The sequence below is a fragment of the Pleomorphomonas sp. NRK KF1 genome (genome assembly GCF_023721755.1).
Classification (GTDB): domain Bacteria; phylum Pseudomonadota; class Alphaproteobacteria; order Rhizobiales; family Pleomorphomonadaceae; genus Pleomorphomonas.
On the sequence record NZ_JAMDLH010000002.1, the window covers coordinates 366,110 to 378,975 of the forward strand.

Consider the following 12,866-nt stretch of genomic DNA (forward strand, 5'->3'; position numbering starts at 1 on the left):
TCTCGTGCCGCCATTGGCGGAGACGCCGACTACGGCCGCCGCCACTTGACGACGGCGTCGAGCGTCTGGTCGACCAGCGCATCGAACGATATCTTGGCCGGCCGCCGCATGTAGGTGACGATATCGTCGGCCAGGAGTGGGGCCGACCAACGATCCGCGATCACCGCCCTCCCCTTGGCGATGGCCAACACGCCGAGGATCTGCGCCGCATTGCAGTCGACGTCGTGACCGATGCCGCAGACGATCTCCAGGGTGAGGTCGAAGTTCCCTTCCCCGAAATAAAGGGCGATCACCTCGGCGGCGGCGTTCGGGTAGGCGTGAATCCAGTTGTACTCGACATAGCGGGCATCGCAGACGGCCCAGGCATCGCGCCAGTCGGACGCTGCCTCGCAAGCCTTCAAAGCAAAGTCGAGCACGGCGCCATACTCGGTGTCGGTGCTGAACAGAGCGATGGTCGATGTCAGCACCGAGCGGACGTCCGGCTCGACAAAGGCACGCGCGGCGAGCACGGCGTTGAACACCTCGCCGAGGATGCCGTTGCCGACATGCGAGACTTCCGCGTCCGTCCAGGCAAGGCGCGCGGCCTCGCGCGCCCGGCCGGGCACGACCATGCCGCAAATGATGCCGCGCATCTGGGCGCCGATCCACTCGTCAAACGGGTTGTCGGTCGTCGCCGTCTCCGGCGGCAAAAGCCCCCGGCGCATGCTGGCCAACGCGATCGCCTCAGCCGACCAAGCCGTCGGAATCAGGCTGGTCCAGCGCTCGCAAATGTCGGCGCCGGTGACGGCAGGCCCTTCGGCGCCATAGGCTTCGAGGAATGCGATCTCGAAGGTGATGTCGTCGTTGTAGGTATTGGGCTCGCGGACATAGGAGCGGATCGGCCCGAACACCTTCAGCAGGTTCTCGGCCGAATAGCCTTCGAGAGCCGTACCGGCAGCAGCCCCGACCAGTTGGCCGAGCCAGCCGGCGGCCAAGCGGTCACGAAGCTCGGCGTCGTCGTAGGCCGGTTCGATATCGGCCGGCCAAGCGACGGTGCGTTCGAACTCGGACCATGAGGCGTGCCGGACCGTTTTCTGCGACGGATGGTCGGGATCCGGCCGTGCCGCCCGCATCAGCACGCGCAGGCGCATGTCGATGGTGTAGAGGCGTTCGAAGTCGCTGGCGGCGAGCGCCGCAAGCCCTTCGCTGAGAAGCTCAGAATAGGGAGCCAGAACGTAGCCCTTGTTCTCCAGCGACTGCAGCGCCGCCGCCATCAGGTTCTCTGGCGCGGCCGAACCCGGTACGTTGCTCTTCCAGAACAGGGAAAGCAGGAAGTCCTGTCCGGCCATGGCAGCGCTGGCATCCCAGGTCTGTTCCTCCTTGCTGCGGACGACCGGCATCGTCTGTCGCAGGAGATCGCGCGTCACTTCCCAGGCTTTCATGGCATTTCCCATTGGTTCTTGGTGGATTACTTGAGGGCGGCCCGCTTGGCGCGGCCGCGGGCGGTCCAGATGGTCAGAATGACGATCGGAACCACATAGGGGATCATCTGCATCAGTTCGTTCGGCAGCCCGAGCGTCTGCATGGTGATGGCCAGCGTCTCGGCGATGGCGATGACGACGGTGGCGGCGAGCGTGCCCCAGGCCGTGCCCATGCCCATAACCTCAATGGCGATGGCGATGAAGCCGCGTCCGGCCGTCATGTCCTGGGCGAACCAGGAGACGTAGCCCATGGAGAGATAGGCGCCGGCCATGCCGCCGAGCACGCCCGACAGGATGAGAGCCTTGAGCTGAATGAGCTTCACGGAAATGCCGACGGTGGCCGCCGCCTTCGGATCGACGCCGACGGCTCGAATACGCAGGCCGAACGCCGTTCTCGCCATCATCAGGCTGACCAGCGGCACGGCCAGCAGGGCGCCGTAGGTGAGCACATTGTGCCCCGACACAAATGGCCCGATGACCGGGATGCTCCCAAGGACAGCCAGGTCGATGGAGGGCATGACGCCGCTCTTGAGGGCGCCGGACATGCCCTTGTCGCCGGTGGCGAAGAACAGGCCGAGCGTCGTCCCCGAGGAGGCCGCGAGGTTCAACGCGATGCCGGTGATGATCAGATTGGCGCCAAGGGTATTCACGGCGAATGCCATCAGCGCGCCCATCAGTCCCCCGGCGACGACCGCGGCCAGCAGGCCGAGCCATGCGCTGCCGGTCCAGGCACTGACCAGAACGCCGACAAGCGCGCCGGTCAGCATCATGCCCTCCATGCCGAGGTTGAACACCCCGGCGCGATCGGAGATCAGGATGCCGAGCGCCGCGATCAGCAGCGGCGTCATGACGCGCAGCACCGTTGCGAAGGTCGCGGGATCGGCGACGATGTTGAGAAGACCGGTCATCGCGCGGCCTCCACCTGCCGTATCCGACGGATCAGCCGCAGCACGGCGGGATGCTGGAAAATGGCGGTCGCCGTGACGGCGAGCATGATGGCGGCCGTGATCAGGCCGACCACTTCGCTCGGGATGCCGATATCGCGGGCCAGAAAGTCGCCGCCGACCTGCAGATAGCCGAGGAACAGGGCGGCAGGTACAACATAGAAGGGATTTTCCCGAGCCAGGATGGCGATGATGATGCCCGTCCAGCCGAGACCGGGCAACTGGGTCCACGAAAAGCGCGGATAGAGCCCCAGAACCTGGATGGCACCGGCCATGCCGGCAATCATGCCTCCGACGATCTGCGCCTGCATGATGATCCGCCGGGACGGCAGGCCGAGATGAGAGGCGAAGACCGGCCCTTGCCCGACGATCCGCAGGTTGAGACCGGAGCGCGTGAAATAGAGCCAGACGCCACCCGCGAGGCAGGCGACCAACGCCACGATGGCACCCGAGTTGAGGCGCGTTCCAGCCAGGAGGCGGTCAAGCTTGGCGTCGGCCGGGATGCGATAGGACATCAGCGAGCCGGCGGCCGGATCGCGCAGGTAGTAGTTGAGGAAGAACACGCCAGCGTAAAGGATGGCGAAGTTGAGCACCAGCGAAGTCACCATTTCCGGCGCTTCCCAGCGGAGTCGAAGTTCGCCGGGCACGATGCAGGATATGCTGCCGACGACGGCGCCGACGACGATGGCAACAAACGGCGTGAACGGTCCGAAGGACAGCAGCAACAGCGCCGCCGTGGTGGCGGCGAGGCCGCCCAGAAAGACGCCGCTCTCGATGCCGAGATTGAACAGACCGGAGCGGAACACCACCGTGGCGGCAAGGCCGGTGAACGCAATGGGCGTCGCATACTCGGCGACGTTGCCAAGATGCCGGAGACTCGACAGCGGCCCGAGCAGGAAGGCTGCGATCACCGTGCCGGGATGTTCGTGCGGCAAGGCGAAAGGAATCAGGACCGCCAGGAGCACCGCGCCAATGACCGCCAGCGTTATCGCCAGTCGGACGAGGCCGGCCAGGAAGGCTCGGTTCATGGCATATCCTCCAGGCCGAGCATAAAGGGACCGAGCCGTTCCGGCGTCAGGTGCGCTTCGTTAGCGAGCACGGCGGTGATCTGGCCGCCGAACATCACCACGACCCGATCGGACAACCGCAGGAGTTCGTCGAGATCGGCCGTGACGAGCAGCACCGCGGCGCCGCGTTCGGCAGCGTCGACGATGCGTTTGTGGATGAAGGCGGCGGCGGCGACATCGATACCGCGCGTCGGCTGGTCGGCGATCAGGAAACGCGGCTCGGTCGCCAGCTCGCGCGCGGCGATCAGCTTCTGCACGTTGCCGCCCGACAGCGAGTCGAGCCTTTCTCCGATCGACAGGGCCCGAACCGAGTAGTCTTCGACCATGCCCGCGACGGCCTCGGAGATGGCCCCGCCGCGAAGAAAGGGACCGCGCTGGAAGCGCCGGTCGCCGTCGGTGCCGGCGATGGCGTTCTCGATCAGCGTCAAGGCCGGCACGCCGCCTTGGGTAAAGCGGTCGGAGGGGAGATGCGCCATGCCGCGAGCCCGCCAGCGTTCGGTCGACGCGGCGGCCATGTCCTCGCCGTCGAAGCTTATCGAGCCCGCCCCCGGTCGAGCGGCCCCGGTGACCAGCGACACCAGCCCGCGCTGGCCGCTGCCGTCGACACCGGCGACGCCGACAATCTCGCCGGGATGAATGACGAGGTCGATGTCTCGCAAACGGTCGGCCGGGTCGCGCGAGGCGAGGCTCACGCCGGACATGACGAGCAACGGCTCGCCGGTTACCTGGCGCGGCTCTCGACGGGTGATCTCCACCGGGCGCCCCATCACCATCTGCATGATCATGTTGTCGGGCACGTCGGCGAGGCGGGCGGCGCCGGCCACCTGGCCGGCCCGCAGGACCGTCACCGACTCGGCAAGGCTGCGCACCTCGTTGAGCTTGTGCGAAATGAACAGGATGGTGATGCCGTGGTCCCTGAGGTCCCGCAGCCTGCTGAACAGCTCGTTGATCTCGGGAGGAGACAGAACGGCCGTCGGCTCATCGAGGATGAGAACCCGGGTGTCGCGCGACAGCGCCTTCAGAATCTCCACCTTCTGCTGGGCGGCAACCGGCAGCCGCCCGGTGATGGCGTCGGGGTCGACGGCGAGGCCATATCTTTGCGACAGTGCCTCGACTTTGGCGCGCGCGGCGGCGCGATCGATCAGGACGCCCTTCTTGGGCTCGTGACCGAGGATGATGTTCTCGGTCACCGACAAGGTCGGGATGAGCGAGAAGTGCTGATGCACCATGCCGATGCCGTGGCGCCCGGCAAAATCGCGCGTTGCGGTCGATACCGGCTGGCCATCGAGCAAGACCTGCCCGGCCGTCGGCCCTTCGAGGCCGAACAGGATCTTCATCAGCGTCGACTTGCCGGCGCCGTTCTCGCCGCAGATGGCATGAATGGTCCGCGCGGGAATCGAGAACGACACGTCGCGGAGCGCCACGGTGCCGTTGGCGTAGGTCTTTGAGATATGGTCGAACGCGACGACGGGCGCAGGCCCGGCGGCTCGCTCCCCATCGTCGCGTCGATCCGTCATGGCTTCACGGAGTTGCGCAGGGCGTTGAGATCGTCGCTGGACATGCCGAAGGCGCTTGGCACTTCAATCTCGCCACTGGCGATCTTTTCCTTTGCCGTCTTGATGGCCGCAAGAAGCTCCGGCGTGGCAAGCTTCTCGTAGTTGCCGCTTTCCACCAGACCGACGGCGCCTTCCGCCAGACCGAGGTTTTCGACGGACCCGAACTTCAGTTCGCCCGCAACATACTTGTCGTAGGCCTGCAACAGGCTGACATCGACGTTCTTCAACACCGAGCTGACCACCTGAGAGGCGATGGCCGGATCACTGGCGGCAAAGATAGCTTCCTGGTCGGAATCGACGCCGAGCACATACCTGCCGGTTTCCTTGGCGGCCGACAGCTGCCCCAGACCGGCCTGGGAGGCGGCGGTGAAGCCGATGCCGACGCCGGCGCGATATTGAGCCAGACCGAGTTCCTTGCCCTTGGCGGCGTCAGTGAACGAGCCGACGTAGGAGACGGCCACCTTGATGTCCGGCGTCACCGACTTGGCGCCGGCGATGTAGCCAACCAGGAAATCGTTGATGACCGGGATGTCCATGCCACCAAGGAAGCCCAGCGAAGAACCGATGTCGCCCTTGAGTTTCCCGGACTTCAACAGCTCGGCATTGTAAACACCGCCGAGATACGAACCCTCGTTCTGCTTGTAGGAGATCGAATAGACGTTGTCGTAGCCGCCATCCTCATAGGGAACCGAGGCATCGAACAGGATGTACTTCTTGTCCGGATACTGCTTGGCAACCTCGGCCAGCGTTTCCGAGATCGAATAGGTTCCGAGGATGATCAGGTTCCAGTCCTGCTCGGAGGCGTCGAGCAGCGCCGGCTCCCACTTGGTCGCGTCGTCGCCGATTTCGAGAACCCGGGTTTCGACCTTGTCGGCATACTTGGCCTTGATCAGCTCGATGCCATGGTTGGCGGAATCAAAGAACGACTTGTCGCCGAGCGCCCCGTTGATGATGAGCAGAATCTTGTCGGCAGCCGAGGCCTCGGCGACGGTGACGACGCTCAGAAAGCCGGCTGCGGCGAGCGCCAGACCGGCGCGCAAGGCGGATCGCCTCGTCTCGAAACGGATCATGATTTCCCCTTCTTGTTGACGACACGCGTATCCCCTCACGCTGACGAACCGTCGTGCCGTTGCCGGGCCGCCAGTGAAGCGCCTCATTTAAACGTGTAAATGAAGAGTTCTTAATCTCGACGATCTTGTCAAGGCTGGATTTACACGATTAAACCAAATTGGGTAGCTTCTGAGTGGCGCAATGGCGGCGGAAAAGTCCGGCGAGAGAACTCCAACGATCAAGGACGTGGCGAAGGCGGCAGGCGTGTCGCAAGCGACGGTTTCCTATGTTCTCAACAACCTCAACAAGGTGACGCCGGAGGTCGATGCGCATGTGCGCCGGGTGGCGCGCGAGCTCGGCTACAGCCGCAATCGAGCGGCGCGCGCGCTCAAGACCGGACGCAACAACGTCATCGGTTGCATCATGCCCTCGCTGCTCAGCCCGGTGTTCCCGGAAATCGCCCAGGCGGTGCAGCAGCGCGCCGAGGAGCATGGCTTTGCCACCTTCGTTATCGATTCCGGGCTGCAGACCGCCACCCGGGAAGCCGAGGCGATCCGCATGCTGGCCGACCACGGCGTCGATGGCGCCATTGCCGTTCTTGCTTCGCCACGAGCCGCATCGGACCGCCGGGCCTTGCCCCTGGTCGTCATCGACCAGCCGATGGACGGGATGGATTCCGTCTATGCCGACCATCGCGGTGGCGGGCGCTTGCTGGCCGACTATGCCATAGGCCTCGGCCACCGCCGCATCGGACTGCTCTCCGGTCTGCAAAGCCTCTACAGCAGCCGCGAGCGGCACGAGGGATTCATCGAGGCGGCACAGGGCCGCCTCGACATCGTTTGGGATATCGAGGTTCCCCTGGTTCCGAGCCTTCCATCGGACGCCTTCGACGCCCTGGGCAGGCGCGACGTGTCGCTGGTCGTCTGCGTCAACGACCTGATCGCCATGACCGCGCTCAGCGCCCTGCGACAAATGCGCATTCGAGTGCCGGAAGACATGTCGGTCATGGGCTTCGACGATATGCAATGGTCGGGTTGGCCGCTTCTCAACCTGACGACCGTACGGCAGCCGCTCGGCCAGTTGGGCCGCGACGCCGTCGACCTTCTGGTCCGCCGTCTTGACGCGCCGGATGCCGAGATCTCCAACATCACCCTGCCGGTCTCCCTCGTCGAGCGCGGTTCGACCCAAACGCAGGCGAAAGGCGAGGAATCTCGTTCCGCCTGAGATCGAGGGTTGCGCCTGCCGGAATTGCCGGACGGCAACATTGCGATGATCCAGCTCTCTGATGCGCCTCGAGCGATGGGATGGGCCAGAACGAACTTCAAACCGGACTAGCCACAAGAGACAACGTCAATCGCTGTCGCAAGATCGGGAAGCGCTTCACCACCTCGGCGATCGACATACGTCAACTCTCTCGCTCCCCGGCCGCGATGTGAATAGGGGCGATCAGCCCAGTGAACCGATGGCATCCTTGTAGACACGGACGATGCCGGCATGGTCGGCATCGGCGGCCACCAGCTTGGAGGGATGACCTTCCCAGGCGTTGGGTCCGAAGACGTGGCCGTCGAGCTTCTGGATCGACTGGCCGACGGCGATGCCTTCGGTCACCACGCGCACCGCGCCGGAGCGCATGGTGAAGAGGTGTGGAGCGACCAGATAGGCCGCCGCCGCGACGTCGTGCAGACAGCAGCCGTTCACCTGCTGCGAGCGCAGGTAGAGCGCTTCGTAGCCGCGCGAAATATCCCAAAGAAACCGGCCGGCCGAACCGCTCTCGGCAAGCTCGGCGGCGTCCGCCGTGGAAGCGACGCAATGGCTCGTGACGTCGAGGCCGATGGCCGCGATCGGCCATTCGGCGGTGAAGACGATGTCGGCGGCGTGCGGGTCGTTGTGGATGTTGGCCTCGGCGACGGGCGTGACGTTGCCGCGCTTGCCGCCCCAGGCGAAGGCGCCGCCCATGATCACCACGTCCTTGACCAGCCCGGCGATGCCGGGATCGCGCTGCAGCGCCAGCGCCAGATTGGTCAGCGGAGCGACCGCGAGAATTGTCACCTTGCCCGGATTGGCGCGAACGATCTCTATGATCCGATCGGCCGCTTCACCTTCGGCCGGCCGGGCGGCGAAGCCATCGATCACGCCGGCGTCGCCGAGACCATCGTGACCGTGGACGAATGTCGGCGCCGGATGGCGCTTGATGGCGAGTGGTTTTGTCGCCCCCGCGTAAACCGGCACGTCGATGCCGAAGCGTTGCGTCAGGTAGAGGGCGTTGCGGGTGGTTACATCCGTTTCGGCGTTGCCGAACACGGTGGTGACGGCCACGAGGTCCAGGCTTGGCTGCGCCTTAAGGAACAATAGCGCCATCGCGTCGTCAATCCCCGGATCGGTATCGAAGATGACGAGCGACTTTTCCGTGGCGTTCATGTCCATTTCCTTCCGACCCTTCCCGTCAGCCAAACACGGCCTTGCAGACGGCCTCGCATTTGTTGAGGTCGAACCAGCCGTCGGTCCGAACCCCCGATTCCATGTCGATCCAGTAGAGGGCGCCCTCGTCGGCATCAATGGCATTCAGGACGTCTTCGACGTTGCCGGGATTGATGCCGCCGGAAAAGCCGCAGAACGGACCGCTGTCGGGCAGCTTTGGCCACCGGCCGGGCGCGGCGCCACGGCCGAAAGACGTGTCGAACAGCCAGTCGAGGCGGGCGTCCGCCGGAAACGCCCCCTTGCACTGGAGCATGGCCCGAAGCCCGCGTCCCCGGCCGAAGCGGACGGTGTTCTCAACCTGCGCCGGGTTGCTGCCTTCGAACGAATGGTTGACCTGAAGGCGGGAAAAGCCGCTGAGGTCAAGCGAGGCCGTCTCCGGTGCGTTGGCTATGCGCCGGGCCTCGTCGCCGCAGACATGCGCCGCAAAGCGCAGCCCTCCGGCCGTCAGCAGGGCGTGACGGGTCGCCGCGTCGGGGAACAGCGGCAAGATCTCCTGCGCGGCATCGACAAGGATGCCCCACTCGATCGGGTAGCGGGCCGACAGGGCTTTCAGGTCATCGATGACGGTTCCGAGGTCGACCCCGGTGAAGGCAATGAAGGAGGGCAGCTGGGGCACGGTGTGGTCCTCGCGTTGTCGCCAGAGAAAACCAGGCGGTACGTACCAGTCAACCGCATTTCGATTGCAGGATGTCATTTCCTTGTGCATTCTCTTGGAAAGGACCGTACCAGCAGGCACGACAGTCGATGGATGGGGGCGGCGCATGTCCGGGGGCGAGGTGCAGGAGCAAAAGGGTGGCGAGACGCTCTACGGGCGCCTGGCGGAACGGCTGCGCCGCGACATCGACAACGGCGTTTTCGAAGCCAACAGCATGCTCGCCTCGGAACGAGAGCTCGCCATCAGCCTGGGAATGAGCCGCGAGACCGTGCGCAAAGCGCTGCGGCTGCTGGAAAGGGAAGGCGTCGTCTACAGCGAGCAAGGGCGCGGCACGTTCGTCGCCCCTCCCGCCGTTCGCGAGATGGCGCGCGTACTCGACGGTTTTACCAGCGATGCGAGGCGGCGTGGCGACGAGCCCGGCCAGATCATTCTTGCGGTCGACGAGATGCCGGCCAGCGTCGCCATAGCCGGGGTATTGAAGATCGAACCGCGCCGCCCGATAACTCGGGTCAAACGCATTCGCACGCTGAACGGCCGACGCATCGGCACGCAGGAGAGTTTTCTGGCCCTGCCGGGCTCGTTCCCGGCCGACGACCTGCGGGTCGCCGGTTCGCTCTATGCGTTGATCGGCGAGCGCTTCTCCATCCATGCCACCGAGGGGCTCGAAAGCGTCGGCTCGATCGCCGCCAATGCCGACGATGCTGCGCTGCTCGACATTGCGGTCGGTGCGCCGCTTCTCCTTTGCGAGCGCATCACCCTGTCGGAGCGCCGCCAGCCGTTCGAGTATTGCGAGATGCGTTACGTCTCGTCCTATCGCTATACGGCCCGCATCAACCGTTCGGGACCGACGAGACCATGACCATACTCTCCGGAAGCGACAACAGACCGTTCGATCTGCTTGCCTATGGTGATCCCAACGTCGACCATGTATTCGAAACGGCGGCCATTCCCGGCCCCGACCAGAAGGTGCTCGGCCGCGATCTCGGCATCTTCCCCGGCGGTACCGTTGCCAACGTCGCCTGCGCGGCCAGCCGTCTCGGTGCTCGCGTCGCCAGCTACGGGCGTGTCGGGTTCGATCCGGCCGGCGCAATGCTTCTGCGAGACAACGACCTTTTCGGCGTCTCGAACCGCTACGTGGCGGCGGTCGACCATCCCTCGGCCGCTGCGATGATCATGGTCGACGCCTCCGGCGAAAAGGCGCTGATCTACGCGCCGATGCCGGCCGACCCGCTCGACGAGTCGAGGTTTGCCGAGGCGGCACGCCTGAGCCGCGTCGTCTACGCCATGCCCTACGACCTCGAGGAGTTTCGTCGCCTCGCGGCCATCGCTCACGAGAGCGGCGCCGAAGTCGCCATCGACATCGAAGCGGCGGTCGCCCCCGATATCGGGCGGCTGGAGGCGCTGCTTTCGTTGAGCGACATCGTGTTCATGAACGAGGGCGGGTTCCGGGCGACGCAGGCAGGCGACATCGACGAGGACGGCGTTCGGTCGCTGGTGGAACGCGGCCCGCGCGTCGCAGTCGTCACGTTGGCGGAGAAAGGCGCGTTGGCCGTTGCGCGTAACGGAGCCTGGCGGCAGCCCGCCTTTCCGGCAAGGCTCGTCGACGCCACCGGCGCGGGAGACTGCTTCAACGGCGCCTTTCTGGCGGCCACGCTGGCCGGGCAGTCCACCGCCACCGCCCTGAGGTTCGGCTGCGCGGCGGCAAGCCTCGCCGTATTGGCCGTCGGCGCACGCAGTGGCTTTCCGGATCGCCCGGCCGTCGAGGCCACGCTCGGCTGAGCCTCACCACACCAGCCTGTGCGTCTCGCCGGTGGACACGTTGACGAAGCCGTCCGGCGCCAACGGAGAGGGTGCGACCAACACCCAGCGCCAGGGGGCGCAGGTCAGCGTTGCAAAGGCCAGTCGTTCGGGAAAACCGGCCCACCAGCGCGGCGAATAGGTGGGCTCATACATCCAGTCGATCCTCGCGCCCTCGGCATAGAGCGCCTGCATCTCGGCGTCGAGCTCTTCCGCGGGACGGCAGGTCATCAGGCCGCCGATCTCGTAGCGCACGGTGGCAGCCACCCTGCCCTCGCGAACCAGCGCCCAGCCGCCCTGATTGGCCCGGATGGCGTTGACGGCCAAGGCCATTGCCGCGTCGGACGAACCGACCACCCAGATGTTGTGCTTGTCGTGGCCCATAGAGCAGGCGAGCGCCGTGTCCGGGGTGCGCGGGCCGGTGCCGAGCCAGAACATTTTCGACGTCCGTCCCTCGCCGGAGAAGCGGTCGACGATGGCGAACTTGGTGACGTTGCGGCTTTCGTCACGCTGTACCTCGCCGTCTTTTACCGGCAGCTCCATGGTTATGAAGTCATCGGCCCAGTGGAAGGGGCGGAGGATGGCGGCGTTCATGGTCGTCCGGCCTGCCTCGGCGGGAATCGCGAAGTCGGCGACGGTCATCTCGCGCCCGATATTGACGGTCCGTTGCGCCCACTCCGGCCAGTCGATCCGCGGCAGCGGCCCGGTGTAGCGCCTCCCCTCGGAAACCTGCCCGCCATCGGCCCAGACCTCGGCGATCGACAGCCGGGCGACGTCGTCGAGAAGCACAAGGTCGGCATAGCGCCCTGGGGCGACCGACCCGACCCAGGATGTCAGACGCATGTGCCGCGCCGGATTGATCGTCACCATCTGCAGGGCGATCTCCGGCGGCAGGCCGGCCTCAATGGCCAGCCGAACGTTGTGGTCGGTGCCGCCGAGCCGCAACGTGTCGGAACAGGAACGGTCGTCGGTGCAAAGGGCGAACTGCGACCAGTCCTGCAAGCCGCCCTCGATCAACCCCTTCAGGATTTCCGGCAGGGAATGCGGGCGCAGCTCGACGAAGAGACCACGCCGAAGCCGCTCTCGGACCTCGGCGGTCGTCCAGGCCTCGTGATCGGAGGCCATTCCGGCAGCGGCGAACGCATTGAGATCGTCGATCGCCTTCATGCCGGCGGCGTGTCCCTCGACGACGCCACGCTGCTCGAAGGTCGCGCGGATCATCCCCCAGAGACGGTCGTGCGACGGATTGTCGGGATTCCAGACGGCGGGCCAGTCCATGACCTCGTCGAGACCGACGGCGTTGAGGTGTTCCTTCAGAAAGCCGCGTTGCTCGTCATAGCCATAGTGACCGCCGCCCCATTCATAGGCGGTCGGGGGAACGGCCGAACCGGGCAAGGGAAAGATCTTGGCCGGGATGCCGGCCCGGCGTGCCGCCAGCCAGAATTCGATGTTATTGGCGCCGTCGACGTTGGAGAACTCGTGGCTGGCCTCGCAGGTCCAGGTGCAGCCGCGCGACAACACCAGCGCCGCCTCCCACTCCGGCGTCAGGTGGCTCGATTCGATATGCTTGTGCACTTCGCCGAAGCCGGGCACGGCGGACAGATGCGATCGATCGACGCGCTCGGCCACCTCGCCGGGATAGGCACCCGCCGGCCCCACCCAGGCGATCCGCCGGCCCGAGACGACAATCTCCTGGTCGTCGAGCCACTCCCGGCCACAGACGTCGAGCAGCCGGCCGACACGGATGGCGCGGTCGGCCGGGCGCTTGCCGAGGGCGACCAGCGTCAGGCGCTGGCGGATTGCCACCTCGTCGGCGGCGTCGATGATGAGATCGGCGGGCATGGCATCGGTCACGTCAG

Annotated in this window: 11 protein-coding genes; 3 read left to right on the forward strand and 8 right to left on the reverse strand. The window is 65.7% G+C overall.

Annotation, left to right across the window (positions count from 1 at the left end; all coding sequences use genetic code 11):
* Positions 1–29: 29 nt before the first annotated feature.
* From M4J39_RS07065 to M4J39_RS07085, 5 genes are read right to left on the reverse strand one after another with little or no spacing between them, the layout of a single operon-like run.
* Positions 30–1,421, reverse strand: coding sequence for an ADP-ribosylglycohydrolase family protein (locus tag M4J39_RS07065; RefSeq protein WP_251727119.1), 1,392 nt, complete (start codon positions 1,419–1,421; stop codon positions 30–32).
* 26 nt (positions 1,422–1,447) lie between these two features.
* The gene (locus M4J39_RS07070) at positions 1,448–2,368 is read right to left on the reverse strand and encodes an ABC transporter permease (protein ID WP_251727120.1); all 921 of its coding nucleotides are present in this window, start codon (positions 2,366–2,368) and stop codon (positions 1,448–1,450) included.
* Positions 2,365–3,432 (reverse strand): ABC transporter permease, encoded by a 1,068-nt coding sequence (locus M4J39_RS07075; RefSeq protein WP_251727121.1) that lies wholly within the window; start codon positions 3,430–3,432, stop codon positions 2,365–2,367. The genes M4J39_RS07070 and M4J39_RS07075 overlap by 4 nt, the downstream gene beginning before the upstream one ends.
* Complete coding sequence (locus M4J39_RS07080) at positions 3,429–4,988, reverse strand: ABC transporter ATP-binding protein (RefSeq protein WP_251727122.1); 1,560 nt, start codon at positions 4,986–4,988, stop codon at positions 3,429–3,431. Before M4J39_RS07080 ends, M4J39_RS07075 begins: the two co-directional genes overlap by 4 nt.
* A complete protein-coding gene (locus M4J39_RS07085; RefSeq protein WP_251727123.1) occupies positions 4,985–6,097 on the reverse strand; it encodes a BMP family ABC transporter substrate-binding protein in 1,113 nt (370 codons plus the stop codon). The genes M4J39_RS07080 and M4J39_RS07085 overlap by 4 nt, the downstream gene beginning before the upstream one ends.
* 181 nt (positions 6,098–6,278) lie before the next feature.
* Here M4J39_RS07085 and M4J39_RS07090 point away from each other — a divergent pair, with 181 nt between their 5' ends.
* On the forward strand, positions 6,279–7,301 hold the full coding sequence (locus tag M4J39_RS07090) for a LacI family DNA-binding transcriptional regulator (protein WP_251727124.1): 1,023 nt from the start codon (positions 6,279–6,281) through the stop codon (positions 7,299–7,301).
* 222 nt (positions 7,302–7,523) lie between these two features.
* On the opposite strand, the gene M4J39_RS07095 is transcribed toward M4J39_RS07090, so the two are convergent.
* Positions 7,524–8,495, reverse strand: coding sequence for a nucleoside hydrolase (locus tag M4J39_RS07095; protein WP_251727125.1), 972 nt, complete (start codon positions 8,493–8,495; stop codon positions 7,524–7,526).
* Between the two features lie 25 nt (positions 8,496–8,520).
* Positions 8,521–9,171, reverse strand: coding sequence for a phosphoribosylanthranilate isomerase (locus M4J39_RS07100; protein ID WP_251727126.1), 651 nt, complete (start codon positions 9,169–9,171; stop codon positions 8,521–8,523).
* A gap of 145 nt (positions 9,172–9,316) precedes the next feature.
* On the opposite strand from M4J39_RS07100, the gene M4J39_RS07105 reads away from it, so the two are divergent.
* Positions 9,317–10,069 carry a GntR family transcriptional regulator gene (locus tag M4J39_RS07105; protein WP_251727127.1) on the forward strand — a complete coding sequence of 251 codons (753 nt, stop codon included), beginning with the start codon at positions 9,317–9,319 and terminating at the stop codon, positions 10,067–10,069.
* Positions 10,066–10,989: a carbohydrate kinase family protein gene (locus M4J39_RS07110; RefSeq protein ID WP_251727128.1), complete on the forward strand. Its 924-nt coding sequence runs from the start codon at positions 10,066–10,068 to the stop codon at positions 10,987–10,989. Before M4J39_RS07105 ends, M4J39_RS07110 begins: the two co-directional genes overlap by 4 nt.
* A gap of 3 nt (positions 10,990–10,992) precedes the next feature.
* Here the strand turns inward: M4J39_RS07110 and M4J39_RS07115 are convergent, their stop codons facing one another.
* The gene (locus M4J39_RS07115) at positions 10,993–12,849 is read right to left on the reverse strand and encodes an adenine deaminase (RefSeq protein ID WP_251727574.1); all 1,857 of its coding nucleotides are present in this window, start codon (positions 12,847–12,849) and stop codon (positions 10,993–10,995) included.
* Between the last annotated feature and the right edge of the window lie 17 nt (positions 12,850–12,866).

Bases quoted from the DNA above. Each gene is read 5' to 3' on its own strand.
- M4J39_RS07115 (WP_251727574.1), bottom strand. From the start codon at position 12,849: ATGCCCGCCGATCTCATCATCGACGCCGCCGACGAGGTGGCAATCCGC.
- M4J39_RS07105 (WP_251727127.1), top strand. From the start codon at position 9,317: ATGTCCGGGGGCGAGGTGCAGGAGCAAAAGGGTGGCGAGACGCTCTAC.
- M4J39_RS07110 (WP_251727128.1), top strand. From the start codon at position 10,066: ATGACCATACTCTCCGGAAGCGACAACAGACCGTTCGATCTGCTTGCC.
- M4J39_RS07065 (WP_251727119.1), bottom strand. From the start codon at position 1,421: ATGAAAGCCTGGGAAGTGACGCGCGATCTCCTGCGACAGACGATGCCG.
- M4J39_RS07090 (WP_251727124.1), top strand. From the start codon at position 6,279: ATGGCGGCGGAAAAGTCCGGCGAGAGAACTCCAACGATCAAGGACGTG.
- M4J39_RS07085 (WP_251727123.1), bottom strand. From the start codon at position 6,097: ATGATCCGTTTCGAGACGAGGCGATCCGCCTTGCGCGCCGGTCTGGCG.
- M4J39_RS07070 (WP_251727120.1), bottom strand. From the start codon at position 2,368: ATGACCGGTCTTCTCAACATCGTCGCCGATCCCGCGACCTTCGCAACG.
- M4J39_RS07095 (WP_251727125.1), bottom strand. From the start codon at position 8,495: ATGAACGCCACGGAAAAGTCGCTCGTCATCTTCGATACCGATCCGGGG.
- M4J39_RS07080 (WP_251727122.1), bottom strand. From the start codon at position 4,988: ATGACGGATCGACGCGACGATGGGGAGCGAGCCGCCGGGCCTGCGCCC.
- M4J39_RS07075 (WP_251727121.1), bottom strand. From the start codon at position 3,432: ATGAACCGAGCCTTCCTGGCCGGCCTCGTCCGACTGGCGATAACGCTG.